The organism is Enterobacter sp. JH25, assembly GCF_021725435.1.
Classification (GTDB): Bacteria; Pseudomonadota; Gammaproteobacteria; order Enterobacterales; family Enterobacteriaceae; genus Enterobacter; species Enterobacter intestinihominis.
Window position 1 is genome coordinate 3,637,634 of record NZ_CP091319.1, and the last position, 25,808, is coordinate 3,663,441.

19 protein-coding genes and 3 tRNA genes are annotated in these 25,808 nt (G+C 55.6%); 11 read left to right on the top strand and 11 right to left on the bottom strand.

What is annotated here, in order from left to right:
* Positions 1–85: 85 nt before the first annotated feature.
* Complete coding sequence (gene syd / locus L2Y28_RS17390; protein ID WP_022649215.1) at positions 86–631, bottom strand: SecY-interacting protein; 546 nt, start codon at positions 629–631, stop codon at positions 86–88.
* Between the two features lie 69 nt (positions 632–700).
* Between syd and queF the strand changes: the two genes are divergently transcribed.
* The 5 genes from queF (at position 701) to xni (ending at position 7,116) form a co-directional block, all read left to right on the top strand.
* On the top strand, positions 701–1,543 hold the full coding sequence (queF, locus tag L2Y28_RS17395; RefSeq protein WP_022649216.1) for an NADPH-dependent 7-cyano-7-deazaguanine reductase QueF: 843 nt from the start codon (positions 701–703) through the stop codon (positions 1,541–1,543).
* A 116-nt stretch (positions 1,544–1,659) separates the two neighbouring features.
* The gene (ppnN, locus tag L2Y28_RS17400) at positions 1,660–3,024 is read left to right on the top strand and encodes a nucleotide 5'-monophosphate nucleosidase PpnN (protein WP_022649217.1); all 1,365 of its coding nucleotides are present in this window, start codon (positions 1,660–1,662) and stop codon (positions 3,022–3,024) included.
* 504 nt (positions 3,025–3,528) lie between these two features.
* Positions 3,529–4,818: an HAAAP family serine/threonine permease gene (locus L2Y28_RS17405; RefSeq protein WP_022649218.1), complete on the top strand. Its 1,290-nt coding sequence runs from the start codon at positions 3,529–3,531 to the stop codon at positions 4,816–4,818.
* A gap of 62 nt (positions 4,819–4,880) precedes the next feature.
* Positions 4,881–6,248, top strand: coding sequence for an L-serine ammonia-lyase (locus L2Y28_RS17410; protein WP_022649219.1), 1,368 nt, complete (start codon positions 4,881–4,883; stop codon positions 6,246–6,248).
* A gap of 112 nt (positions 6,249–6,360) precedes the next feature.
* Complete coding sequence (gene xni, locus L2Y28_RS17415; RefSeq protein WP_058655649.1) at positions 6,361–7,116, top strand: flap endonuclease Xni; 756 nt, start codon at positions 6,361–6,363, stop codon at positions 7,114–7,116.
* Between the two features lie 57 nt (positions 7,117–7,173).
* On the opposite strand, the gene rlmM is transcribed toward xni, so the two are convergent.
* The 4 genes from rlmM to L2Y28_RS17435 form a co-directional block, all read right to left on the bottom strand.
* Positions 7,174–8,274, bottom strand: coding sequence for a 23S rRNA (cytidine(2498)-2'-O)-methyltransferase RlmM (gene rlmM / locus L2Y28_RS17420; protein WP_022649221.1), 1,101 nt, complete (start codon positions 8,272–8,274; stop codon positions 7,174–7,176).
* Positions 8,267–8,662 carry a DUF423 domain-containing protein gene (locus L2Y28_RS17425; protein ID WP_003862756.1) on the bottom strand — a complete coding sequence of 132 codons (396 nt, stop codon included), beginning with the start codon at positions 8,660–8,662 and terminating at the stop codon, positions 8,267–8,269. The genes rlmM and L2Y28_RS17425 overlap by 8 nt, the downstream gene beginning before the upstream one ends.
* Before the next feature lie 39 nt (positions 8,663–8,701).
* Positions 8,702–9,619: a glycine cleavage system transcriptional regulator GcvA gene (gcvA, locus tag L2Y28_RS17430; protein WP_022649222.1), complete on the bottom strand. Its 918-nt coding sequence runs from the start codon at positions 9,617–9,619 to the stop codon at positions 8,702–8,704.
* A 350-nt stretch (positions 9,620–9,969) separates the two neighbouring features.
* A complete protein-coding gene (locus tag L2Y28_RS17435; RefSeq protein WP_015571738.1) occupies positions 9,970–10,197 on the bottom strand; it encodes a YgdI/YgdR family lipoprotein in 228 nt (75 codons plus the stop codon).
* 192 nt (positions 10,198–10,389) lie between these two features.
* Between L2Y28_RS17435 and csdA the strand changes: the two genes are divergently transcribed.
* Together csdA and csdE are read left to right on the top strand one after the other, a co-directional pair.
* Complete coding sequence (csdA, locus tag L2Y28_RS17440) at positions 10,390–11,595, top strand: cysteine desulfurase CsdA (protein ID WP_022649223.1); 1,206 nt, start codon at positions 10,390–10,392, stop codon at positions 11,593–11,595.
* Complete coding sequence (gene csdE / locus L2Y28_RS17445) at positions 11,595–12,041, top strand: cysteine desulfurase sulfur acceptor subunit CsdE (protein WP_022649224.1); 447 nt, start codon at positions 11,595–11,597, stop codon at positions 12,039–12,041. Before csdA ends, csdE begins: the two co-directional genes overlap by 1 nt.
* On the opposite strand, the gene tcdA is transcribed toward csdE, so the two are convergent.
* Positions 12,032–12,838, bottom strand: coding sequence for a tRNA cyclic N6-threonylcarbamoyladenosine(37) synthase TcdA (gene tcdA, locus L2Y28_RS17450; RefSeq protein WP_006811804.1), 807 nt, complete (start codon positions 12,836–12,838; stop codon positions 12,032–12,034). The genes csdE and tcdA overlap by 10 nt on opposite strands.
* A gap of 75 nt (positions 12,839–12,913) precedes the next feature.
* Positions 12,914–14,011 (bottom strand): murein transglycosylase A, encoded by a 1,098-nt coding sequence (gene mltA / locus L2Y28_RS17455; RefSeq protein WP_022649225.1) that lies wholly within the window; start codon positions 14,009–14,011, stop codon positions 12,914–12,916.
* A gap of 208 nt (positions 14,012–14,219) precedes the next feature.
* Here mltA and L2Y28_RS17460 point away from each other — a divergent pair.
* The 3 genes from L2Y28_RS17460 (at position 14,220) to L2Y28_RS17470 (ending at position 14,538) form a co-directional block, all read left to right on the top strand.
* Positions 14,220–14,296: transfer RNA gene (locus tag L2Y28_RS17460), tRNA-Met, on the top strand.
* A 44-nt stretch (positions 14,297–14,340) separates the two neighbouring features.
* A tRNA-Met gene (locus L2Y28_RS17465) sits at positions 14,341–14,417 on the top strand.
* A gap of 44 nt (positions 14,418–14,461) precedes the next feature.
* Positions 14,462–14,538: transfer RNA gene (locus L2Y28_RS17470), tRNA-Met, on the top strand.
* Positions 14,539–14,627: 89 nt separating this feature from the next.
* On the opposite strand, the gene amiC is transcribed toward L2Y28_RS17470, so the two are convergent.
* Complete coding sequence (amiC, locus tag L2Y28_RS17475) at positions 14,628–15,881, bottom strand: N-acetylmuramoyl-L-alanine amidase AmiC (RefSeq protein ID WP_022649226.1); 1,254 nt, start codon at positions 15,879–15,881, stop codon at positions 14,628–14,630.
* A 227-nt stretch (positions 15,882–16,108) separates the two neighbouring features.
* Between amiC and argA the strand changes: the two genes are divergently transcribed.
* Positions 16,109–17,440 carry an amino-acid N-acetyltransferase gene (argA, locus tag L2Y28_RS17480; RefSeq protein ID WP_022649227.1) on the top strand — a complete coding sequence of 444 codons (1,332 nt, stop codon included), beginning with the start codon at positions 16,109–16,111 and terminating at the stop codon, positions 17,438–17,440.
* Positions 17,441–17,473: 33 nt separating this feature from the next.
* Here argA and recD read toward each other — a convergent pair whose 3' ends face one another.
* From recD to ptrA, 3 genes are read right to left on the bottom strand one after another with little or no spacing between them, the layout of a single operon-like run.
* On the bottom strand, positions 17,474–19,294 hold the full coding sequence (recD, locus tag L2Y28_RS17485) for an exodeoxyribonuclease V subunit alpha (protein ID WP_022649228.1): 1,821 nt from the start codon (positions 19,292–19,294) through the stop codon (positions 17,474–17,476).
* Positions 19,291–22,833 (bottom strand): exodeoxyribonuclease V subunit beta, encoded by a 3,543-nt coding sequence (gene recB, locus L2Y28_RS17490; RefSeq protein ID WP_022649229.1) that lies wholly within the window; start codon positions 22,831–22,833, stop codon positions 19,291–19,293. The genes recD and recB overlap by 4 nt, the downstream gene beginning before the upstream one ends.
* Complete coding sequence (gene ptrA, locus L2Y28_RS17495; RefSeq protein ID WP_022649230.1) at positions 22,830–25,712, bottom strand: pitrilysin; 2,883 nt, start codon at positions 25,710–25,712, stop codon at positions 22,830–22,832. The genes recB and ptrA overlap by 4 nt, the downstream gene beginning before the upstream one ends.
* Between the last annotated feature and the right edge of the window lie 96 nt (positions 25,713–25,808).

The following is a 25,808-nucleotide window of genomic DNA, read 5'->3' on the forward strand; positions in this document are numbered from 1 at the left end:
GAAATCCCTAAGACAATGCTAATTGTTTCGGCGATGTCTCACAGTGCGTGTAAGAGATCTCTCACACGTCCAGTAGCATCATGGATTACAGAAGCGGCTCAAGTCGGGTAAGAAAATCCGCAAGAGAAGGCGCGAGAACGTCGCGATTGCGGGTGCCGAGCGTCTCTTTAATGACCTCGCCAGACAGGTTGCAGACTGAAATGACGTCCAGTTCACTGTCGAGCGTCGCAATAAAGAGAGTCGGGGAGAGCTTAAGGCGTTTTTGCGTGACCAGGTGACCAATGAGGTTTTCCTGAACGCGTTGAAGATCGTCTTCGCTCCAGGTTTGCAGCAGCGTCAGCGGCTGTCCTGCAAAACATGCAGTCATATCCCCGGCAAACTGCGTGGTATAAATTGCATGAAGCGCAGGTTGTATCACAATGTCCATTGCGCGTTCAACCGCATTTACATTCTGCTCGCCCGTGAACGGTTTCGGTTGCCAGATAACGTAATCATCCTGCGAAGCGATAATGCACGGTGACGGCACGCCATATAAGTCAGTACTTTGCGGCCACGTCCCCCGCTTTTCATGCCAGGCATCGCAATAGCGGGTCGTGAAGGACGTCAGGGCATTTGCAGTTTCGATATCCACCGATTTCTCTCTTCTTGTAAGACAGGATAAACTCAGCCCCTAAGTGTACCTGTAAAGTGGCTATGAAACATGTCTTACGAAAATCATCAGGCGTTAACGGGCTTAACGCTGGGTAAATCGACCGATTACCGCGACACCTACGACGCAAGCCTGCTTCAGGGTGTGCCGCGCAGTCTGAACCGCGATCCGCTTGGCCTTCATGCCGACGCGCTGCCGTTCGTCGGCGGCGACATCTGGACGCTGTACGAACTCTCCTGGCTGAATGCGCGCGGTCTGCCGCAGGTGGCCGTGGGCCATGTCGAGCTGGATTACGCCAGCGTAAACCTGGTTGAATCCAAGAGCTTTAAGCTCTATCTCAACAGCTTTAACCAGACCAAATTTAACAGCTGGGACGAGGTACAACAGACGCTTGAACGTGATTTAAGCGCGTGCGCGCAGGGGAACGTAACCGTCTCGTTATACCGTCTGCATGAGCTGGAAGGTCAGCCCATCGCCCGTTTCCACGGCACCTGCATCGACGATCAGGACATTGATGTGGAGAGCTACGAATTTAGCACCGACTATCTGGAAAACGCGGCGGGCGGAAAAGTGGTCGACGAAACGCTGGTCAGCCATCTGCTGAAATCCAACTGCCTTATCACCCATCAGCCGGACTGGGGCTCGGTACAGATCCAGTATCGCGGCCCGCAGATTGACCGGGAAAAGCTGCTTCGTTACCTGGTGTCATTCCGTCATCACAACGAATTCCACGAGCAGTGCGTGGAACGCATCTTCAATGACATCCAGCGTTTCTGCCAGCCCGAAAAGCTGAGCGTTTATGCCCGCTATACCCGTCGCGGCGGCCTGGACATTAACCCATGGCGCACCAATACCGATTTTGTGCCTGCCACCGGACGGCTGGTGCGCCAGTAAGATAAATATTTTCACAATATGCGGGCGGTATTCCGCCCGAAGTGTTGTGAAACGTCATAAGCCAGGGCTATTGTAATCAACAGGGAAAGACGATAATCGTCCCATAAGGAGCTCACTTGATTACACATATTAGCCCGCTTGGCTCTATGGATATGTTGTCGCAACTGGAAGTGGACATGCTTAAACGCACCGCCAGTAGCGACCTGTATCAACTGTTTCGTAACTGTTCACTTGCTGTACTGAACTCCGGAAGCCTGACCGACAACAGTAAAGAGCTGCTGTCCCGCTTCGAAAGTTTTGATATCAATGTGCTGCGCCGCGAGCGCGGGGTGAAGCTGGAAGTGATCAACCCGCCGGAAGAGGCGTTTGTCGATGGGCGTATTATTCGCTCACTTCAGGCCAACCTTTTTGCCGTGCTGCGCGACATCCTGTTTGTTAACGGACAGTTCAGCAACGCCGGTCGTTTCCAGCATCTCGATCTGGAAAGCTCCGTTCATATCACCAACCTGGTTTTCTCCATTCTGCGTAACGCCCGCGCCCTGCACGTTGGCGAAGCGCCGAACATGGTCGTCTGCTGGGGTGGTCACTCCATTAACGAAACCGAATACCTGTACGCCCGCCGCGTGGGTAATCAGCTCGGCCTGCGCGAGCTGAACATCTGTACCGGCTGCGGTCCTGGCGCGATGGAAGCGCCGATGAAAGGCGCGGCAGTAGGACACGCGCAGCAACGCTATAAAGAAGGCCGTTTTATCGGCATGACCGAGCCGTCGATCATCGCCGCTGAGCCGCCTAACCCGCTGGTTAACGAACTGATTATTATGCCTGATATCGAAAAACGTCTTGAGGCGTTTGTCCGTATCGCGCACGGTATTATCATCTTCCCGGGCGGCGTAGGTACGGCGGAAGAGCTGCTTTATCTGCTCGGGATCCTGATGAACCCGGCCAACAAAAATCAGGTTCTGCCGCTGATCCTGACCGGCCCGAAAGAGAGCGCCGACTACTTCCGCGTGCTGGACGAATTTATCGTGCATACGCTGGGGGAAGACGCGCGCCGTCACTACCGCATTATTATTGACGATGCCGCAGAAGTGGCCCGTCAGATGAAAAAAGCGATGCCGCTGGTGAAAGAGAACCGTCGTGATACCGGGGATGCCTACAGCTTTAACTGGTCCATCCGTATCGCACCGGATCTCCAGATCCCCTTCGAGCCGTCGCATGAGAACATGGCGAACCTCAAACTCTATCCGGATCAGCCGGTGGAAGTACTGGCAGCCGACCTGCGTCGCGCCTTCTCTGGCATCGTGGCGGGGAACGTGAAGGAGGTGGGGATCCGCGCGATTGAGGAGTTCGGGCCGTATAAAATCCACGGTGACCCGGAGATGATGCGCCGCATGGATGACATGCTGCAGGGCTTTGTGGCTCAGCACCGCATGAAACTTCCGGGTTCTGCCTATATTCCCTGTTACGAAATCATCAAATAAAGCGTCCTTTCCCTCCTCTCAAGCCGGATTGTCATCCGGCTTTTTTATTAGTGATGTAATTCATAGCGATCTTCAATGTTATTAACAAATCTGGCGCCCGCGCAAACGATTACCTCGTTTTTGAAACCGTAAATAATCAGCCTTAATCGAAATTACCTGCCAGAAAATCCTAAAATCCTATTTCTTTACAGCGAAAGACACCTATCTCGCGGGTCAGCCTTTTCGAAAACATGTCGTTAATGGTAGCCTTCGCGCCCGTAAATCCTCTTTGATGTTTTTTTAACAGATAAATGGTCTAAATATGCCCACATCATAAGTGGATTATTGCATTTGGGATCGCGATCACTGATAGATTCATAACGAGAATGTATCTTTCCGCCCGCCAATAGTTACGGGCAAAAATTATTAAAAAACCGTCACTGAACGAATTTCATATTACCGTCAGGCACTTTTTCATCGGATTTGACTAAAAACCTGACAATTTGCTTCCTCCAGGAGATACAGATGGAAACCACTCAAACCAGCACCGTTGCTTCGATTGAATCCCGAAGCGGTTGGCGCAAAACGGATACCATGTGGATGCTTGGCCTGTACGGCACGGCAATCGGCGCTGGTGTACTGTTCCTTCCTATCAACGCAGGTGTCGGCGGTCTGATCCCGCTGATCATCATGGCCATCATCGCCTTTCCGATGACCTTCTTTGCACACCGCGGCCTGACCCGCTTCGTGCTGTCCGGTAAAAACCCGGGCGAAGACATTACTGAAGTCGTTGAAGAACACTTCGGCGTCGGCGCAGGTAAGCTGATTACCCTGCTCTACTTCTTCGCAATTTACCCGATTCTGCTGGTGTATAGCGTTGCTATCACCAACACCGTTGAAAGCTTCATGATGCACCAGCTGCAGATGACCCCGCCGCCGCGTGCGATCCTGTCCCTGATCCTGATCGTCGGTATGATGACCATCGTGCGCTTTGGCGAGCAGATGATTGTCAAAGCGATGAGCGTGCTGGTATTCCCGTTTGTTGCAGCCCTGATGGTGCTGGCGCTGTACCTGATCCCACAGTGGAACGGCGCTGCGCTGGAAACTCTGTCTCTGAGCAGCGCATCCGCAACCGGTAACGGCCTGCTACTGACCCTGTGGCTGGCGATCCCGGTAATGGTGTTCTCCTTCAACCACTCGCCAATCATCTCCTCCTTCGCGGTGGCGAAGCGTGAAGAGTACGGCAATGGCGCAGAGAAGAAGTGCTCCAGCATCCTGGCTCGCGCGCACATCATGATGGTACTGACAGTTATGTTCTTCGTGTTCAGCTGCGTGCTGAGCCTTTCCCCGGCGGATCTGGCGGCGGCGAAAGAGCAGAACATCTCTATTCTGTCCTACCTGGCAAACCACTTTAACGCACCGCTGATTGCGTGGATGGCACCGATCATCGCGATTATCGCCATCACCAAATCCTTCCTGGGCCACTACCTGGGCGCACGTGAAGGCTTCAACGGTATGGTGATTAAATCTCTGCGCGGTAAAGGCAAGAGCATTGAAATCAACCGTCTGAACAAAATCACCGCGCTGTTCATGCTGGTGACCACCTGGGCGGTAGCCACCCTGAACCCAAGCATTCTGGGCATGATTGAAACCCTGGGCGGCCCGATTATCGCGATGATTCTGTTCCTGATGCCGATGTACGCGATTCAGAAAGTGCCAGCGATGCGTAAATACAGCGGCCATATCAGCAACGTGTTCGTTGTTGTGATGGGTCTGATTGCCATCTCCGCTATTTTCTACTCGCTGTTCAGCTAATACCTCCTGCGCCGTCTTCGGATGGCGCACTCCTCCCCTCTGACTGAAGCAATGGACGCATCATGATTAGCGTATTCGATATCTTCAAAATCGGTATTGGTCCTTCCAGCTCTCACACCGTCGGACCAATGAAAGCCGGTAAACAATTCACGGATGACTTGATTGCACGCGGCATTTTGCACGACATCACCCGCGTGGTTGTCGATGTATACGGTTCCCTTTCCCTGACCGGTAAAGGCCACCATACCGATATTGCCATTATCATGGGGCTGGCGGGTAACCTGCCGGATACCGTTGATATTGACTCCATTCCTGGCTTTATCCAGGACGTGAACACCCACGGTCGTTTGCTGCTGGCGAACGGCGAGCATGAGGTTGAATTCCCGGTTGACCACTGCATGAATTTCCATGCGGATAACCTGTCGCTGCACGAAAACGGCATGCGCATTACCGCGCTGGTCGGCGATAAAGCGGTTTACAGCCAGACGTATTACTCCATCGGCGGCGGGTTTATCGTCGACGAAGACCATTTTGGTCAAACCAACGGCTCCGCCGTTGAGGTGCCGTACCCGTACAAAAACGCGGCCGATTTACAGCGTCACTGCCAGGAGACAGGCCTTTCTCTCTCCGGCCTGATGATGAAAAACGAGCTGGCCCTGCACAGCAAAGAGGAGCTGGAACAGCACTTCGCAAACGTCTGGGAAGTGATGCGCAGCGGCATTGAGCGCGGGATCACCACCGAAGGCGTGCTGCCGGGGAAACTGCGTGTTCCACGTCGTGCGGCTGCGCTGCGTCGCATGCTGGTCAGCACCGACAAAACCACCACCGACCCGATGGCCGTTGTCGACTGGATCAACATGTTCGCGCTGGCGGTGAACGAAGAGAACGCCGCGGGTGGCCGCGTCGTCACCGCGCCAACCAACGGGGCGTGCGGCATTGTTCCGGCGGTCCTGGCGTATTACGACAAGTTTATCCGTGAAGTGAATGCAAACTCACTCGCGCGGTATATGCTGGTCGCCAGTGCGATTGGCTCACTGTACAAGATGAACGCCTCGATTTCCGGCGCGGAAGTGGGCTGTCAGGGTGAAGTGGGCGTAGCCTGCTCTATGGCGGCGGCGGGTCTGGCCGAATTGCTGGGCGCAAGTCCTGCGCAGGTTTGTATTGCGGCGGAAATCGGCATGGAACATAACCTGGGGCTGACCTGCGATCCGGTCGGCGGTCAGGTCCAGGTGCCATGCATCGAGCGTAACGCCATCGCCTCTGTGAAAGCGGTGAACGCGGCCCGTATGGCGCTGCGCCGCACCAGTGAACCGCGCGTGTGTCTCGACAAGGTTATCGAAACCATGTACGAAACCGGTAAAGATATGAACGCCAAATACCGCGAAACCTCCCGCGGTGGCCTGGCGATGAAGATCGTTACCTGCGATTAAGCCTCTCAGGAAGCCTCGTTTTGCGAGGCTTCTTCCTGTTTTCCCCACCATTCATAGTTTCATGCTGCGCTCAGTGTTACCCTTCCCCCATTAGACAGAAGGGAGATTATCTGTGGCCGTTCATTTGCTTATCGTCGATGCACTTAACCTGATTCGCCGTATTCACGCGGTACAGGGCACCCCCTGCAAGGACACCTGTTTACACGCGCTGGAGCAGCTCATTCGCCATAGCGAACCCACCCACGCTGTTGCCGTATTCGACGATGAAGCACGCAATACCGGCTGGCGGCACCAGCGCCTGCCGGACTACAAAGCCGGGCGTGCGCCGATGCCGGACGATCTGCACGCCGAAATGCCCGTTATACGCGCGGCCTTTGAACAGCGCGGCGTTCCGTGCTGGGGCGCACACGGTAATGAGGCTGACAATTTAGCCGCAACGCTGGCGGTTAAAGTCGCGAGCGCCGGGCATCAGGCGACTATCGTTTCAACCGACAAAGGCTACTGCCAGCTGCTCTCTCCAACGGTCCGCATCCGCGACTACTTTCAAAAACGCTGGCTGGACGCGCCATTTATTGCCAGCGAGTTTGGCGTATCGCCTGAGCAATTGCCGGATTACTGGGGGCTGGCGGGGATCAGCAGCTCCAGAGTGCCGGGTGTCGCCGGTATTGGACCCAAAAGTGCCTCACAGCTGCTGACGGAGTTTCAGAATCTGGAAGGGATTTACGCAAGGCTTGAGGAAGTGCCGGAAAAATGGCGCAAAAAGCTGGAGGCGAATAAAGAGATGGCGTTTATCTGCCGGGAAATCGCAACGCTACAGACGGATTTACAGCTGGACGGGAATTTACAGCAGTTAAGGTTAGAACGTTAAAACAACTACACGATTTTGTAGGCCCGGTAAGCACAGCGCCACCGGGCGTTACAAACGTTATCGCTCGTCGCGACGCCCACCCACGGCCGCCCACCAGCGACGGATATGCACCGTCACTTCTTCACGGTCGTGATACAGCTGACGCGCCTGGATTTCCGCGTTAATCCCGTGTTCGTCCAGTTGCTGCTGAATATAAGCCAGGTTCTGCGACACCTCTTCGTAACGCTTTTTCATCGGCAGCTTGAGGTTGAAAATCGTCTCACGACACCAGCCGTTCACCAGCCAGGAGGCCATCAGCGCCGCGACTTTCGCCGGTTTTTCTACCATGTCGCACACCATCCAGGAGATGTTGTTACGGGTAGGACGGTAGCGGAAACCATCTTCACGCAGCCAGGTGACCTGCCCGGTGTCCATCAGGCTTTGCGCCATCGGGCCGTTATCCACAGACGAAACCCACATGTTGCGTTTCACCAGCTGATAGGTCCAGCCGCCCGGGCACGCGCCAAGATCGACGGCATACATGCCGTTTGCCAGACGTTCGTCCCACTCGTCCGCCGGGATAAAGACGTGGAACGCCTCTTCCAGCTTCAGGGTTGAACGGCTCGGCGCGTCTGACGGGAAGCGCAGACGCGGGATCCCCATAAAGAACGGCGAGTTATTGGTGGTATACGAGTAGCCGGTGTAGCAACATCCTGGCGCAATAAAGAAGATATGCACGACTGGACGCTTTGGCGTTTCGTAGTTTGTCAGCACTCCCGCATCACGCAGTGCCGCGCGGAGCGGCACGGTAAACTTACGGCAGAACTTCATCAGCTCTTTGCTTTCATTGGTGTCAGCCACTTCCACGCGCAAATCGCCGCCCTTCTCCACCACACCCTGCAACAGGCCAACAATCGGCGTGATGCGATCTTCCGGCGGAAGATCTTTCAGTAATTCGCCCGCGACAAACATCTGACGGGCGAAAATCAGCGAGCTGAACGGCAGTTCGCGCGCCAGCTTGTCGGCATCATCAGGCTGATAGCATTCAAATACCACATAGCCCGCGTTCTCTTTGACGCGAGCGAATCCGAAGACTTCACGCTTCGCCGCTTTATCGGTGATTTCCGCGGCGCACTCTTTCTCAAACCCCGGGCGACAATATAAAACAACCTTATTCATGAACAACGCCCTTGCGTTTCAGACGGATAGCTCCGATAAACATTAAAACCCAACCCGCCAGGAAGCTGACGCCGCCGACAGGTGTAACAAACGCCCACAGGCGTAAATGCGACAGCGCCAGACAGTAGAGACTGCCGCTGAACAGTACGGTACCCAGCGCCAGAAAGACGCTGCTCCAGTAAAACCAAATGCTGATACGGCGCTGCATCGCCACCGCCAGCCCAAAAATTGCCAGCGTGTGGAACGCCTGATATTCAAGGCCGGTCTGGATCCAGCCCATCTCCACAACGCCCAAAGACTTGCTTAAGACATGCGCGCCAAACGCGCCCAGAGCTACAAAAATAAAGCCACTCACCGCGGCGAAAATCAGCATGAATCGGCTGGTCATGTTTAAGTCCTGAATTAATGCGTGCCCGGCACACAAACGTTATTGTTCATACCTGAAGCGGAATTTTTCTTGCTCGCTTGCCGCTTTCGCCAGTATCCACTGCCGGAAAGCGGCTATTTTACCCAGTTCTGCCTGACTGTCATGACAAACCAGATAAAATGCATTCTTGCTGACCAGTACATCGTTAAATGGGCAAACCAGACGGCCTGCCTCAATTTCGGACTGCGCCATGACGTTATTCGCTAATGCCACGCCCTGCCCGTGAATGGCAGCCTGTAACACCATCGCGCTGTGGCTAAAAATGGGCCCCTGCTGCACGTTTATATGATTAAGACCTAACTGGCGGGTATAAGTTTGCCAGTCGCGACGCGACGCATCGTGCAAAAGCGTGTGTTGCGCCAGATCGGCGGGCGTTTTGAGCGCTTTCTCCCCCGTCAGCAGCAGCGGTGAACAGACCGGCAGCAGATATTCTGCGTATAATTTTTCAACACGCAAGCCCGGCCAGTTACCACGACCGTAAAAAATCGCGACATCCACATCGTCTGCAAGCTTGTCTTCCTGACGGTCCACCGCCTGGATTCGTACATCGATTCCCGGATAAGTTGAGTTAAAGCTTGAGAGTCGCGGCACCAGCCACTGAATGGCAAAACTGGGCAATAAACTCACAGTCAGGGCGCCTTTTGCGCTCCGTGCCTGAAGCTTACGGGTGGCTTCCGTCAGCTGGGAGAAAATCTCTTTAATATCCTGAAAATAGCTCTGCCCTTCTTCGGTCAACAGCAACGAACGGTTGCGGCGACGGAACAGCTTAAGCCCCAGAAAATCCTCCAGAGACTTGATTTGATGACTTACTGCGGCCTGTGTCACAAAAAGCTCATCGGCTGCGCGGGTGAAGCTGAGGTGGCGTGCTGCTGCATCAAAAACACGTAATGCATTTAGGGGTGGCAATCGCTTGGACATGGTTATCTGGCTTAGATGTTAACGAGATTTAACATATAGGAAACAACGTTTAACCTATTAGTTTTTTTTATCTGAGCCATTATAATTTGTCCGTTGAGGAACTACCAGCAAATACCTATAGTGGCGGCACTTCCTGAGCCGGAACGAAAAGCTTTTTTTGGAATGCGTGTTCTGAAGGGCTTTTGGCTTACGGTTGTGATGTTGTGTTGTTGTGTTTGCAATTGGTCTGCGATTCAGACCACGGTAGCAACGCTACCAATTTTTCACTTCCTGTACATTTACCCTGTCTGTCCATAGTGATTAATGTAGCACCGCCAACTTGCGGTGCTTTTTTTTCGCTTATCTAACTGTTAATGCTCGATTTCCTTCATCTCTTTCACGTCACTGCGATTGATCTGCTGTTTGTTCCCGTTAGCATCTTTGTATGAAATCATCCCGGTATCATTATCGGTTGTCGGTTTCCCTTCAGAGACGATAGATCGACCATCGTTGGTATGCATTACGTAGTTATTACCAGAACATGCGCTCAGGGCAAAGGTCAACGCACAGGCAGAAATGATTGCAGCTGTCTTTTTCATGATTATTCTCCTTTAGCAATTAATGCTATTCAAACCTCGATTTATAACAGGCTAAAACATCCGCCTAACACTATTTAGCATAACCTGCTTTTTCAGACTCGCCAGGATAAGCAGACAAATCTGATAGATATCAACTTCCTTGCCCTGCCGATGAATTTGCGCGACGATCGTAGAATCGATATGAGGAATTCCATGAACGCTTTCAGTCCTGCGCAGTTTCGCGCACAGTTTCCTGCGCTGGCCGATGCCGGCATTTATCTTGATAGCGCCGCCACGGCCCTTAAGCCGCAAGCGGTGATTGAGGCAACCCGCCAGTTTTACAGCCTGAGCGCCGGGAACGTGCATCGCAGCCAGTATGCCGACGCGCAGCGCTTAACGGCGCAATACGAAGCCGCACGGGATCAGGTCGCGCGCCTGATCAATGCTGACAGCGCTAAGAACATCGTCTGGACTCGGGGCACTACCGAGGCCATTAACATGGTGGCGCAATGTTACGCGCGTCCGCTGTTGCAGCCCGGGGATGAGATCATCGTCAGCGAGGCGGAACACCACGCCAACCTGGTGCCCTGGCTGATGGTGGTCGAACAAACCGGGGCACGGGTTGTAAAACTCCCGTTGGGTACAGACTTCCTGCCTGACGTGGCGCGTCTGCCTGAGCTGATTACGCCGCGCAGCCGTATTCTGGCGCTGGGGCAGATGTCCAACGTCACCGGCGGCTGTCCGGATCTGGCGCGCGCCATTGAGATTGCCCATGCCAGCGGCGTGGTGGTAATGGTCGACGGTGCGCAGGGTGTGGTGCATTTTCCGGCTGACGTTCAGGCGCTGGATATCGACTTCTATGCCTTCTCAGGGCATAAATTGTACGGGCCAACCGGTATCGGCGCGCTGTACGGCAAACCTGAACTGCTGGCCCGGATGACGCCGTGGCTCGGCGGCGGCAAGATGATTACCGAAGTCACCTTCGACGGTTTCAAAACGCAGGATGTGCCTTACCGCCTGGAAGCCGGTACGCCGAACGTGGCAGGGGTTATCGGTCTGAGCGCAGCGCTCGAATTTCTCGCAGATACGGACGTGGCTCAGGCTGAAAGCTGGAGCCGGGGCCTGGCGACGCTGGCAGAAGAAGAGCTTAAGAAACGCCCCGGGTTTCGCTCGTTCCGCGTCCAGGACTCCAGCCTGCTCGCCTTTGATTTTGCGGGCGTACACCATAGCGACATGGTGACGCTGCTTGCCGGATACGGCATTGCCCTGCGCGCAGGACAGCACTGCGCCCAGCCGCTGCTGGCGGCCATGGGGGTGAGCGGTACCCTGCGCGCCTCGTTTGCACCGTACAACACAAAAAGTGACGTCGACGCGCTGGTTTCCGCCGTCGACCGCGCCCTGGAATTACTGGTGGATTAATGACAAGTTCAGCCTTAGCCGGGCATCCGTTCGGCACCGTTATCACTGAAGAGACGTTAAAACAGACCTTCGTCCCGCTCACGCAGTGGGAAGATAAATATCGTCAGTTGATCCTGCTGGGCAAACAGTTGCCCACGCTGTCAGACGAACTGAAATCGCAGGCGAAGGATATAGCTGGCTGCGAGAACCGCGTCTGGCTTGGGTTTAGCATATCCGGTGAGAAACTGCATTTCTTCGGCGACAGCGAGGGACGCATTGTTCGCGGTCTGCTGGCGGTGCTGTTGACCGCAATCGAAGGGAAAAGCGCCGCAGAGCTGCTGGCGCATTCTCCGCTGGCGCTGTTTGATGAGCTGGGACTTCGCACGCAGCTTAGCGCCTCGCGCGGTCAGGGACTGATTGCGCTAAACGACGCGGTGCTGGATGCCGCCCGTCAGGCTCAGGCCTGACGTTCCGCCTTCGCCATCATCTTCTTCAGGGCGTGAGAGACCGCCACAAAGCCGAAGGAGGCGGTCACCATGGTGGCCGCTCCAAACCCTGAAGCACAATCCATCCGCTTTGGCCCTTCCGCCGTGCTTTTCATTGCACAGACCGAACCATCCGCCTGCGGATAAACCAGCGCTTCTGTCGAGAACACACAGTCCACGCCCAGCTTGCCTTTACTGTTCTTCACCACGTTGAAGTCGCTTTTTAAGCGCTCGCGCAGCTTAGCGGCCAGTGGATCCTGAATGGTTTTCGCCAGATCTGCCACCTGGATCTGCGTCGGATCAATTTGTCCACCCGCGCCGCCCGTTGTCACCAGCGGCACCTTGTAACGACGACAGTAAGCGATCAGCGCCGCTTTTGGCCGCACGCTGTCGATGGCGTCAATCACATAGCTGTAGCCTTTGCTCATGTACTCCGCCACGTTATCTGCCGTCACAAAGTCGTCAATCACCGTTACGCGGCACTCCGGGTTGATGAGACGAATACGCTCCGCCATCACCTCGGACTTCGCCAGACCGACGTTATCACGCAGGGCGTGGATCTGACGGTTAGTGTTAGTGACGCAGACGTCATCCATATCAATCAACGTAATTGCGCCAATGCCGGTTCTCGCCAGCGCTTCTGCCGCCCACGAACCCACGCCACCAATGCCCACCACGCAGACATGCGCATCCGCGAACAGTTGCAGGGCTTTTTCACCGTATAACCGTGCCGTGCCGCCGAAACGCTGGCGCCAGGCATCGCTGATTACCACAGACATAAAACCTCAGATGTAAAAAGGGTGAGGTATTCCTCACCCTGAACCGTAATCCGTCTTGCGCTCAGAATACCACACTCAGCCGCTAAATACGTTCCCGGTACCCGGCGCTGTCTTCAGCACCCACACGCGCCCGTAGTGGTTATACCAGCCTGCACGGTGGCCGGCATCCGGGCCGATGCCCTGATAAATGTCGAAGTGCTGGCCTTTAATCGCCCCGCCCACGTCCAGCGCCACCATCAGGCGTAATTCATACTTGCCGTTGAATTTGCCGTTGTTGTCGAGGAGAGGAACTTCCGCCAGCAGCGTGGTACCCGCCGGGATAATCGAACGATCCGATGCCACAGAAGCGCGGCCAATCAGCGGGACGGCGCTCGCCCCTTTCACCGGCGCAAAGTTCTGCGGTTTGAAGAAGACAAACGATGGATTCTGCTCAAGCAGCTCACGCACTTCCGCTTCGCTGTGTTTTTCGCCCCACTCGCGGATCGCCTGCATCGACATATCTTCTCGTTTCACTTCACCACGGTCGATGAGCACCTTACCGATGCTGCGATAGGCATGGCCGTTTTTCCCGGCATAGCTAAAGAAGTTCAGCGGCGAGCCGTCGCCAAAATCAATATAGCCGCTGCCCTGCACGTCCATGATGAAGTTATCCATCAGCGAGTTGCTGTAGGCCAGCACGTAATTTTCGCTAAGCGCACCGGCATAGATTTCAGCGCGGGACGGGAGACGACCGCGTTTTGGCGGCATGCGGTAAATCGGATACTGGAATTCGCCCTGACGCGTGTGTCGTGCCTGGACAACCGGGGTGTAGTAGCCGGTAAACTGAACGTTACCGTAGTTATCCGCCCCTTCCATCTGCCACGCGTCAATACCAAACTGGCGCATATTGCGCGTATCACCGCCAGCGCGCAGCCAGTCCTGCACTGCACTATAAACGTTGTTCTGTGAGCCATACAGGCGCGGCGACGCTTTGCGGATCTGGTACACCTGCTCGGAGAAATCCCCGGCATTGATTGGAGCACCCACGGCATCTGGCTGGTTAACTAAAGAGAAAGGCTGGGATAACTTCCCGTCTTTATACTGTTGACCGCGATCGGTCGGTTTGGAAGAGCAGGCCGCAAGAATCGCTACCATTGCGCCTGTCATCAGATACTTCACCCAACGTCCTTTCATTATTTCTCGTCTTTTAGTTGCCCAATTCCGCGTGATGAAGATAACAAACCCATCGTGGTAATGAAATGCGATCGCCTTCCCTTTGGCAAATTCTGGACAAAAAATAGTCCAAAGTGGCTATTCCCGTTCATTTTGCATACAAAATAATGAATTATGCGAAAAAGGGGTTGCATCACAAACCTATCCGAGTATAGTGCGCTTCCACGGACGCGGGGTGGAGCAGCCTGGTAGCTCGTCGGGCTCATAACCCGAAGGTCGTCGGTTCAAATCCGGCCCCCGCAACCAATTAAAATTTGATGAAGTATCTTCTACGACTGTAGAAAGACGGACGCGGGGTGGAGCAGCCTGGTAGCTCGTCGGGCTCATAACCCGAAGGTCGTCGGTTCAAATCCGGCCCCCGCAACCAATCAAATTTGAAGAAGTAAGTTTCTACAAGTGTAGAAAGACGGACGCGGGGTGGAGCAGCCTGGTAGCTCGTCGGGCTCATAACCCGAAGGTCGTCGGTTCAAATCCGGCCCCCGCAACCAACACTTCTTAAAACAATAAACACCCTTAAGGGTGTTTTTTTGTATCTGCCGTTTGTGAAAGTGCCGGGCGAGATACCCGGCGTAGTACCCTATCCCCGCCGCGCCAGCGTTTCCCCGTCTGAGAAATAGGCCCGAATACCCGCCAGAATCGACTCCGCCACTTCCTGCTGGAATTTAGCCGTCTTGAGCTTGCGTTCCTCTTGCACGTTACTGATAAACGCGGTTTCGACCAGAATGGACGGAATATCTGGCGCTTTCAGTACCGCAAATCCGGCCTGCTCGACGCTGTTTTTGTGCAGCTTGTTGACCCGGCCCAGTTTGCCCAGCACCGCTTTACCAAACTTCAGACTGTCGGTAATGGTCAGCGACTGCACCATATCAAACAGCGTATGGTCGACGTAACGATCCCCGCTTTTACTCACGCCACCGATTAAATCCGAGGCGTTCTGCGTGTCCGCCAGGTATCTCGCGGCGGTACTGGTCGCCCCTTTCGTTGACAGGGCAAACACCGACGATCCGCTCGGCTGGCGGCTGGTGAAGGCATCCGCATGAATAGAGACAAACAGATCCGCGCGCTGCTTCTGCGCTTTCGCCACGCGGACCTTCAGCGGGATAAAGACATCTTCGTTGCGCGTCATGTAGGCGCGCATATTGCCCTCTTTGTCGATTAACGCCTTCAGACGACGGGCAATTTGCAGCACCACATCTTTTTCGCGGGTGTGATATTTCCCAACGGCGCCGGAATCTTCTCCGCCGTGGCCAGGATCGAGCATGATCACAATCGGACGATCGCGCCCCGCCCTGCCCGGCTTAGGACCACTTTGCGCAGGTGGGACCTGCCGCTGGAGATCGCCTTTGTTGTAATCTTCAAGTAACGCCAGGAGCGGATCCTGAATATCCGTTGCATTCGCCGGATAGAGATCCATTACCAGGCGCTCCTTAAAGGCGGCAACAGGCGCAAGGGCAAAGAGCTGCGGTTTCACGTTCTGCTTCAGCTCAAACACCATGCGCACGGTTTGCGGATCGAACTGCCCGACACGCGCCGATTTGATAAAAGGATCGTCGCCACGGATCTGCGCCGCCATGCCTTTAAGCACGGAGTTGAGATTCACACCTTCGAGATCAACCACCACACGTTCAGGATTGCTGAGGGCAAATTGTTTGTATTTCAGCACGCGGTTGGACTCGACCGTCACGCGCGTATAGGTCGACGACGGCCAGACGCGCACCGCGACTACCTGGCTTGTGGCGGCAAGACCCACCTGGCTGACGCTAAGCAACCACATCGCCCCGGCCCCTTTTAACAGGCGGCGGCGGCTTATTGCTGAATTGGATCCCGACATGCTTCTCCCGAGCAAGAAATCTGATTGATGAACAAAACGCCCAAATTGACCGAAAACTTTAACGAATGACGCATAAACTGTCATCTATAAAAGGGTAAACAATCATACGTTAACGCACGGATTACTTATTATTTTCTGTGTGTCGCAGAAAATTTTGGCTTGCACACGCGGCCACAATCGAATAAAAATACATAAATAACGAATAAACATTCATTAAGGGTTGTGTCATGGTTAAGGAACGCAGAACCGAACTGGTCCAGGGATTCCGCCATTCTGTTCCCTATATCAACACCCATCGGGGGAAAACCTTTGTCATCATGCTTGGCGGCGAAGCCATTGAGCATGAGAACTTTTCCAGTATCGTCAATGATATCGGCCTGCTGCACAGCCTCGGCATCCGTCTGGTGGTGGTGTATGGCGCACGTCCGCAAATCGAAGCCAACCTGGCCGCCCATCACCATGAGCCGATCTACCACAAACATACCCGCGTGACGGATGCGAAAACCCTCGAACTGGTCAAACAGGCGGCGGGTCTGTTGCAGCTCGATATCACCGCCCGCCTGTCGATGAGCCTGAGTAATACGCCGCTGCAGGGCGCGCACATCAACGTGGTGAGCGGCAACTTTATCATCGCTCAGCCGCTCGGCGTGGACGATGGCGTGGATTACTGCCACAGCGGCCGCATCCGGCGCATTGATGAAGAAGCCATTCACCGCCAGTTAGACAATGGCGCGATCGTCCTGATGGGACCCGTTGCCGTTTCCGTAACGGGTGAAAGTTTTAATCTGACCTCGGAAGAGATTGCCACCCAGCTGGCCATCAAGCTGAAAGCGGAAAAAATGATCGGCTTTTGCTCCTCACAGGGTGTCGTGAACGATGAGGGCGTGATTGTGCCAGAACTTTTTCCGAATGAAGCCCAGGCGCGCGTCGAAGCGCTGGAAGCACAAGGCGATTACTATTCCGGTACCGTGCGTTTTCTGCGCGGCGCCGTCAAAGCGTGCCGCAGCGGGGTACGCCGCAGCCACCTGATCAGCTATCAGGAAGACGGCGCGCTGTTGCAGGAACTGTTCTCCCGGGACGGGATCGGTACGCAGATCGTAATGGAGAGCGCCGAGCAGATCCGCCGTGCCACCATCAATGACATCGGCGGCATTCTGGAGCTGATCCGTCCGCTGGAACAACAGGGCATTCTGGTTCGCCGCTCCCGCGAGCAGCTGGAGATGGAGATCGACAAGTTCACCATCATCCAGCGAGATAACCTGACCATTGCCTGTGCGGCGCTTTATCCGTTCCCGGAAGAGCAGATTGGCGAAATGGCGTGCGTTGCCGTGCACCCGGATTACCGTAGCTCCTCGCGGGGGGAACTGCTGCTTGAACGCGTGGCGGCACAGGCGCGCCAGATGGGTCTGAGCAAGCTGTTCGTGCTCACCACGCGCAGCATTCACTGGTTCCAGGAGCGCGGCTTCACGCCGGTGGATATTGATTCTCTGCCGGAAAGTAAGAAAGAGATGTACAACTACCAGCGCCGCTCGAAGGTGTTAATGGCGGACCTGGGATAACAATCACCCTCTCCTGTCGGAGAGGGTGATTACTCAGACAGATTCAAAAATCGCGCTTAATCCGCTTCTGCGCTCGGTGCGAGTGGCAATCGCCTGTCCCAGCACGCGTTCATCCGCATACAGCGACAGACGCTGGCGCGCACGGGTAACGGCGGTGTAGACCAACTCACGGGTTACGACCGGCGAAAGCTGTGTCGGCAGGATCAGCGCCGCATGGTTGAACTCTGAGCCCTGAGACTTGTGTACCGTCATCGCCCATGCCGTTTCATGCTCTGGCAGACGGCTGGGCTGGACGGACTTCACGCTGCCGTCCGGTAGCTGGAACCAGACGCGCAAACCGTTACCGCGATCGAGCGCAATACCGATATCCCCGTTGAACAGCCCCAGCGTACTGTCGTTGCGGGAGATCATCACTGGCCGGCCTTCATACCATCGCGAATGCTGCTGACGGTTAATTTTGCGTTTCTGCACGATCAGCTGCTCCAGCCTGTCGTTCAGGCCCGCAACGCCGAACGGCCCTTCCCGCAATGCGCACAGAAGCTGGTATTCGCCAAATGCGGCAATGACCTGCCCGGGCTGACTGCGCTGCTGCACGCAGCTCAGAAAACGCTGGTATCCATGGAGAGCCTCCTCAAGCATAGCCTGATACTCTTCTCCGCTTTGCAGCGATTTCTTTTCAATGTCAGTGAAAGAGCCGTCAAACACCGTGCGCGTGGCATGCCGATCGCCACGGTTGACCGCCGCAGCCAGCTGGCCGATGCCGGAGTTGCTACCGAAACGGTAGCTTTTTTGCAGCAGGCACAGGCTGTCACGCAGTGCGCCTGCGACCGGCGAGTGATCGGGTTCAAGCGAGCAGCCGGTCAGGCGGGCAAGCTCCTGCGCCCGCGCGGCGGTATAACCGTAGCTGGCGTAGGTACAGATATCCCCCAGTACCGCCCCGGCTTCCACGGAGGCGAGCTGGTCGCGATCGCCCAGGAAAACCACGCGCGCATGCGGCGGCAGAGCATCGATCAGGCGCGACATCATGGTCAGGTCAATCATGGAGGCTTCATCCACCACCAGCACGTCCAGATGCAGCGGATTACCCGCATGGTAGCGCAGCCGCTGGCTACCCGGCTGCGCGCCGAGCAGACGGTGCAGGGTACTCGCTTCACCCGGGAAAAGCGCAAGCTGCTCCTGAGTGAGCGGCAGCTGTTGCATCGCACCGCCCAGTGATTCGGTCAGTCGCGCCGCTGCTTTCCCGGTGGGCGCCGCCAGACGAATACGACATCGCTGCTCGCCTGATAGCTGGATCAGGGCTGCCAGCAGCTTTGCGACGGTCGTGGTTTTCCCGGTCCCCGGGCCACCTGAAATCACCGAAATCCGCCGCGTCAGGGCGACGGCCGCCGCCACTTTCTGCCAGTCTGTAGGCTCACCGGAGTCAAACAGCCTGTCCAGTGTCTGGCGAAGCTGCGCTTCGTCGCAGGGAAGCGGCGCGTTGGTCTCACTAAAGAAACGCGCTACCGTCAGTTCGTTTCGCCACAGACGGTTCAGATATAAGCGCTCCCCCGTCAGGATCAGCGGCGCCTGGTTTTCTCCCGGCCCGACGGCCGACGATTCGCGCAAAATTTTCTGCCAGTCCACCCTCTCCCCCAGCAGCGCAAAGCAGGACTGGAGGACAGGCGGCATTTTCTCGTCAACAACCAGACGCGAGAGCGGCAGACACACATGCCCCTCTCCGGCGTCTTTACTCAATAGGGCAGCGGCAAGCATCACGGCGGGCTGGTCAGCGGCAATCATCATGGCAAACTGCACATCCAACTGACGCAGCACGCGTTGCTCTACCGCTTCCAGCAATAAGTCCTGCATCGTCATGCCATCTCCTCCGTGTTTGCTGCAAACAGGTTATCCATTTTATTAATCAATTCCGCATCCGGACGGGTGCTGAAGATCCCGGAGCGCGGATCGGCAGCGTCGACCCCGCGCAAGAAGAGGTAGATGACGCCACCAAAATGATCGTCGTAGCGGTAATCCGCAATACGGTGGCGCAAATAGCGGTGCAGCGCTAGCGTGTAGAGCTGATATTGCAGATCGTAGCGATGCATTTGCATGGCTGCCGCCATCGCCTGCTGGGTATAGGCTTCGCTGTTCTCGCCCAGCCAGTTCGATTTGTAATCCAGCAGGTAGTACCGTCCTTCGTGACGGAAGACCAGGTCGATAAAGCCTTTCAGCATGCCCTGCACTTGACGGAAGTTCAACGGCGGGCAACCGGCTGAGAGCGGATCGTACTGACGGATAAGCGCATCGAGCGCGTCGGCCTTAAGCGGGCCTGCGACAGGCAGATAAAACTCCATCTCAACCTGTTTATTTCTGGCCGTTAGCTGACGAAGAGCGAAGCCCTGCTCAGTCAGCGGTGCCTGCAAAATGGCGTTGATCCAGTCAGTGAGAACGGGCTGCCAGTGCGCGTCATAGCCCCCGCTCTGTAGCATCTTCAGCACCCACTCCTCACTGACAGGCTGAGTAAAATCAAGCTCTTCAAAGAGGCTGTGCAAAAAGGTGCCCGGCGACGCGCCGCGTGGGAACTGATGCGGAGTTAACGTCGGTTCAACCGGAATATCACCCACCCCTGCGGCATCCACGTCCAGCTTCGGCATGAGATCCAGCGCAATACTTTGCCCGTGCTGTTGCAGGCCAGAATAGCTGGTGACGCGCCAGTCGTCGGCAAGCACCCGCGTGATCTGGCGCGCATTAAGGTCGGTCGCGGGCTCTTGCGCCATTTGCCAGCGGCTATTGTCTGGCAGAGACGGGATATGCAGTGCGATATCGTCACCGCAGAGCGACTCAATGCAGAGGCGCAACCCCGCCGCATCTTTCGGCTCGCCACGCTGAATAAGCCGCCCTAACGCGCTTAAATGGAAATCGCTTTCCCCTGTTTTCTCCCCGCGACGGCGGAAAACCGGGGCGACGCCCAGGCTGCAATGCCAGACAGAACGGGTCAGCGCCACGTAAAGCAGGCGCAAATCCTCCGCCAGACGCTCCGCTTCTGCCAGTTCAACGCTGGTCTCCGCCTTGCTGAGATCGAGCACCGCATCGAAAGTCTCGCGGTCATGGTAAAAGGCCTGATCCTGAACCCGGTAGTTCGCGATGAAAGGCAGCCAGACCAGCGGATATTCGAGACCTTTGGATTTGTGAATGGTGACGATTTGCACCAGATGCTTATCGCTCTCAAGACGCATCTGCTGGCTTGAAGAGTTACTGTTTGGATCCGCGATTTGCTGCGCCAGCCAACGCACAAGGGCATGTTCACTTTCAAGCTGGGTACCCGCTTCCTGTAACAGTTCGCTGATGTGTAAAATATCGGTCAGACGCCTTTCACCGCCGGATGTCGCCAGCATATTTTCGGCAATCTGACGCCGTGTCATCAGCTCACGCAGCATCGCCATGACGCCGCGCTTTTGCCAGCGTTCACGGTAATGGACAAACTCTTCTACCACCGCATCCCATGCGTTTTCGTCATGGTTGAGTTCATCAATATCCCTTGCGTTCAACCCCAGCATAGAACTGGCCAGCGCGCTTCGAAGCGTATTTTCGCGCTCCGGCGCCAGCACCGCCTGAAGCAACCAGAGCATTTCCTGGGCTTCCAGCGTGTCGAACACGCTGTCGCGGTTAGAGAGATACACTGACGGAATATCCAGCAACGTTAGCGCATCGCGGATTAACGCCGCTTCCTGACGACTGCGCACCAGCACGGTAATATCAGAGGCCTTTACAGGATATGCCTGTTCCCCCTTCCACAGTAGTGCCTCGCCGCGCGCGCCTGCGCTTAGCCAGTCACGGATTTGCGCGGCGCAGTGCTGGGCCATCGCCGCCTGATAATCGGCAACGCCATAGCCTTCCCCCTCAAGCAGCCAGAAGGTCATGGCGGGTTGTACCGCACCGCTGACTTCGAAGCGCAGGGATGCGTTTTTTGGGGCGGATTTCACCGGCAGGAAAGGGATTTCATTGAACATAAACGCCGTCTCCATACGGCTGAACAGCGCATTGACGCTCTCAACCATCCCCGGAGCGGAGCGCCAGTTGGTATCTAACGTGTAATGCGCGACCACCTCACTACGGGCTTTCATATAGGTGAAGATATCGGCCCCACGGAAGGCGTAAATGGCCTGTTTAGGGTCGCCTATCAGCAGCAGGGCAGTGTCGGGCTGCTGTCGCCAGATGCGGCGAAAAATGCGGTACTGCTGGGGGTCGGTGTCCTGAAATTCGTCAATCATCGCCACCGGAAAACGGGTACGGATCGCGCTGGCGAGCGCTTCACCATTCTCGCTGGACAGGGCTTCGTCCAGGCGGCTCAGCATGTCATCAAACCCCAGCTCGCCCCGGCGACGTTTTTCGCGCGCGACGGCCTGGCGGATCTCCGTCATGGCGCGGGTGATCATCAGGTCATTGAGCGTTAATGGCTCCGCAAGCAGCGCTTCAATCGCCACAAACAGGGGATGCTCAGGCACAATACCGTCGGCTTTGGTTCGCTCGGTCAAAAAGCGCTGCGAAAATTTTTCCAGTGCGTCCGGAAGCTGGTAACCCCGCGTCTCCTCCTGGGCCCAGGCGCTGATCTTTTCGATCCACTTCCCCTGGTTCCCACGGTTGAACTTGCGTCTGTCGATGCCTGAGTTTTCGATGATTGCATCAATTTCACCAACCGACTCATTCCACTTCTGCTTAAGCGCGGTAATTTTGGCGACGATCTTTTCATGGCGCGAGGCCAGCGTTTCATCGGCAGGCGGAGGAGATTTAATGACCGGCGCTTCGCCTTGCAGGTAACGGTCGATGGCGCGAAGAAGCTCTTCCGGACCTTTCCACAGGGCGTGAACCGCTTCAGCAATGTCGCGCTGCAACGGATAACAGTGACGACGCCAGAAATCCGCACAGGCCTGATAGCGAAGCTCGGATTCATCTTCAATAAGCTGCTGCTCAAAGAGCATGCCGGATTCAAACGCATTCAGGCTCAGCATGCGCTGACAAAAACCGTGAATGGTGAAGACGGACGCTTCATCCATTTGCCGTTCGGCCAGCAGCAGCCATTGCGCAGCCTGTTGCTTATCCGCAATCTCGTCCAGCAGGCTCGCGTAGAGGGGGTTATCCGTCGTCTGACGCAGACAGGCGATGCGCAGCTCATGAATGTTGCTGCGAATACGGCCACGCAGCTCGGCAGTGGCCGCTTCGGTGAAAGTTACCACCAGCAGCTCTTCCACGCTTAACGGGCGCGAAAAAGCGGCGTTGCCGCCGAGCCCCAACAGCAGACGCAGATAGAGCGCGGCGATGGTATAGGTTTTTCCCGTTCCCGCTGAGGCTTCAATCAGTCGCTCACCCTGTAGAGGTAAACTTAGGGGATCAAGCGGCTCAGCGGTATGGGTCATTCTTTCTTACTCCAGGGCATAGTTTGTTGCAGCGCGCTGACGCTCTTCCAGACGGTCCACTCTTTTGATTTTACGTAGTCCGTTTTCCCGTTCTGGCTGCCAGAAACCTGAGACAGGATGGCCATACCCTGCGGTTTTACTACCGCCTGATGGAAGAAATCGGCAACTTTTTGTGGCGTCAGCTGTTTTATTTCGGCCACTATTTTATCACGCGAATCAAATTTCATATTACCGCGATCAAAATCTTTGCTCAGCTGCGAGGCCTCTTCACCCAGCGTCTGCGGCGGTTGCATCACCTGGGCGATAACCGCCTGCTGGATCTGGGCAAACTCTTCCGGCTTCATGGCGCGCAGTTTTGCTTCCGCCTGCGGGAAGAATGCCTGATAACGTTGCCACAGGTAAGCAGGTTGTTTGTCGCTGCTTTGCAGAAGGAAGCCCACCCCCCACTGACGGCCCACATTCATCGAGAAAGCGAATACCGCATAACCCAGCTGCTCTTCGGTGCGCAGCTGGTTGTAAAACCACGGCTGAATAATTTGACCGAGCACCGCACTCTGGGCAGAGCTGGTAAATTCGTCATATCCGACAGGGACAAACACCGCGGCCAGCGCGGAATCCGTGCTGCTTCCCGCTTTTTCGAAGATCGCATTCTGCTTTTTCTCTACCAGCACATCCTGGTTACGGCACCACTCATCGCCTTTTGAACCCAGTTGCGCACGCACGTTTTGTGCCAGCGTTTTAGCCTGATCTTCGCTCATGTTCCCTACAACCAGGAACTCCGGACGAGTATTGGTTTTCAGCGAATCACGGTAAGCCAGCACCTCTTTTAAGGTGACTGAGGGCAATAACGCGCGGCGATCTTCGCGCTGGAAATAAGGAATTTGGGACAACATCTGTGCTGGCATAATCGCCTGATCGTAGGCTTTACCCTTCTCGGCAGAATCCATCATCTGGGCATACCAGGACTTAGCCTGCTCGAGCTGTTCTTCCGTAGGCGTATAGCTGAAATAACCGTCCAGCAGCGCCTGGAACAGCTGCGGCAAACGCTGGGTATAGCCGTTGGCATTCACCATCAGGCCGTTATTGGCATTGGTGGAGAAACTGATACCGCCAACGGCAGCCTGGTTGCTGAGCTGATCGAGGGCAATACCGGCCAGATAATCGTTAAGCGCAAACAGCACCTGGTTTCTGGCGCTGTCCATTGCTTTAGGATTACGCAGCACTACGCTGACATCCGCTTTTGGCTCGTCGCCGAAATAGCGGCTTGGGGTGTAGACCACGCGCAGCGTCGGCTCATCAACAATCAGCTCCGGATGCGGATAGGCCTTTGCGGGTTTGATCAGCGAGAAATCGTCCGGGATGTAGGGGTTAAGCTCCGGTAACTTCAGCGCAATTTCCCCCGCCTTTTTCTGCCAGCCCGCGAAGGTCTGTTCGCTGATTTTTTCAACCTGATACGGGGCATCAACGAAGTAGGCCATTTTGTTATGCGGTTCGTTCGGGCTGATATACCAGACGCGGGCATTCTGCGGAGTCATCATCGCCAGACGCGCTTTGAGCGCCCCGGCGTCATACTGATCGGCAATATTTACCGCATCCAGCGTATGTTCCACCGGCACGCGGATCATGGTATCTGCCAGCCACTCGACGTAGTCCATATCACGCGTAATAGAGGGATAGCGGAAATCGAGATCCAGCACGTGCGCCAGCTCGTCGAAGTAGCGTTTATCGACGCCTTTGTCGCGCAGCAGAGAGAGATAACTGAAAATGGCCGCAACGACGTCGTCACGGTGAGCCAGCCCTTTATCGGTCAGCGTCGCGGAGATGGCCAGCACGCCGCTATTCCCGTTTACGACGGGATCGGAGTCAGCGCGAATACCTTCCACCAGCCCCTGCTTTTGCAGCCAGTCGGAGAGCGTACCCGGGCTGCGGTTACCGATAAGATAAGTCACCAGCTCGTCGGTTTTGCTGCGGAACTGCGCCGTGTTGTTATCAATACGGAATTCAACGCGTAACACCTTGCGCGGCAAGGCCGGCACATAGTGAATAACAATGCCTTTTTGCGCGTCCGTGACAACCGGCACGTTAATCTGCGGCAGATCGATATTTTTATTTGGCACCCTGCCATAGGTCTGCGCAGCCATGTTTGCCAGCGTCGGCAACGGTTTATTGCTGTAAATAACCGCTTTCATCAGATTGGCGGAATAGTATTTTTCACGAAACGCATGCAGCGCATCGAGCACCGGGCTACCCGGCTTGTCGCTCAGCGTTTCAAGGTTGCCGCCTGAGAAGCGCGAACCCGGGTGCGCCGGATTGATGGTTTCAGCGCTAACCTGCGCCATGCGCATACCGTCTCGCGTGCGCGCCATCGTCAGTTCGGCGTTTACGGCGTTGCGTTCCCGGTCAGCATATTTTTTATCCAGCAGCGGTGCGGCGATGGCATCCGCCAGACGGTCCACCGCCCCGTCAAGCGCATCATTTTCCACTTCCAGGTAAAACGCGGTACGATACGGCGCAGTGCTGGCGTTGTGGCTGCCGCCATGCATTTTCAGAAATTCGGACAGGCTGTCAGGCTGTGGGTATTTTTTAGACCCCATCAGCGTCATGTGCTCAAGGTAGTGCGCCAGTCCCGGATGGGCGTCAGGATCTTCCAGCGATCCGACCGGCACAACCAGTGCAGAGAGCGATTTAACCGCCTGAGGATCGGAAACCAGCAGCACGGTCATCCCGTTATCAAGACGAATCGCCTGATACTGACGGGTGTCCTTATCGCTCTTACGGATTGTTTCCTGGACAGGTTGCCAACCGGAATCGGCCTGAGTGACGGGAGCCCAAAGGGCGATAAACAAAACAAACGCTTTGAACAAGGTGCTGCCTGGCATTACGACCTCTTTATCACGGCTACATCATTAACAACGTGCGTGCTGGACACGCCAGCATCTCTTTCTTTGGGTACATCAGTCCGTGATAAGAGGTGC

What these genes read in the sequence shown, in the direction of transcription:
- queF (WP_022649216.1), top strand. Translation starts at nt 701, where the DNA reads ATGTCTTACGAAAATCATCAGGCGTTAACGGGCTTAACGCTGGGTAAA.
- L2Y28_RS17405 (WP_022649218.1), top strand. Translation starts at nt 3,529, where the DNA reads ATGGAAACCACTCAAACCAGCACCGTTGCTTCGATTGAATCCCGAAGC.
- L2Y28_RS17410 (WP_022649219.1), top strand. Translation starts at nt 4,881, where the DNA reads ATGATTAGCGTATTCGATATCTTCAAAATCGGTATTGGTCCTTCCAGC.
- rlmM (WP_022649221.1), bottom strand. Translation starts at nt 8,274, where the DNA reads ATGAATAAGGTTGTTTTATATTGTCGCCCGGGGTTTGAGAAAGAGTGC.
- L2Y28_RS17425 (WP_003862756.1), bottom strand. Translation starts at nt 8,662, where the DNA reads ATGACCAGCCGATTCATGCTGATTTTCGCCGCGGTGAGTGGCTTTATT.
- gcvA (WP_022649222.1), bottom strand. Translation starts at nt 9,619, where the DNA reads ATGTCCAAGCGATTGCCACCCCTAAATGCATTACGTGTTTTTGATGCA.
- L2Y28_RS17435 (WP_015571738.1), bottom strand. Translation starts at nt 10,197, where the DNA reads ATGAAAAAGACAGCTGCAATCATTTCTGCCTGTGCGTTGACCTTTGCC.
- csdA (WP_022649223.1), top strand. Translation starts at nt 10,390, where the DNA reads ATGAACGCTTTCAGTCCTGCGCAGTTTCGCGCACAGTTTCCTGCGCTG.
- csdE (WP_022649224.1), top strand. Translation starts at nt 11,595, where the DNA reads ATGACAAGTTCAGCCTTAGCCGGGCATCCGTTCGGCACCGTTATCACT.
- tcdA (WP_006811804.1), bottom strand. Translation starts at nt 12,838, where the DNA reads ATGTCTGTGGTAATCAGCGATGCCTGGCGCCAGCGTTTCGGCGGCACG.
- mltA (WP_022649225.1), bottom strand. Translation starts at nt 14,011, where the DNA reads ATGAAAGGACGTTGGGTGAAGTATCTGATGACAGGCGCAATGGTAGCG.
- amiC (WP_022649226.1), bottom strand. Translation starts at nt 15,881, where the DNA reads ATGTCGGGATCCAATTCAGCAATAAGCCGCCGCCGCCTGTTAAAAGGG.
- argA (WP_022649227.1), top strand. Translation starts at nt 16,109, where the DNA reads ATGGTTAAGGAACGCAGAACCGAACTGGTCCAGGGATTCCGCCATTCT.
- recD (WP_022649228.1), bottom strand. Translation starts at nt 19,294, where the DNA reads ATGACGATGCAGGACTTATTGCTGGAAGCGGTAGAGCAACGCGTGCTG.
- recB (WP_022649229.1), bottom strand. Translation starts at nt 22,833, where the DNA reads ATGACCCATACCGCTGAGCCGCTTGATCCCCTAAGTTTACCTCTACAG.
- ptrA (WP_022649230.1), bottom strand. Translation starts at nt 25,712, where the DNA reads ATGCCAGGCAGCACCTTGTTCAAAGCGTTTGTTTTGTTTATCGCCCTT.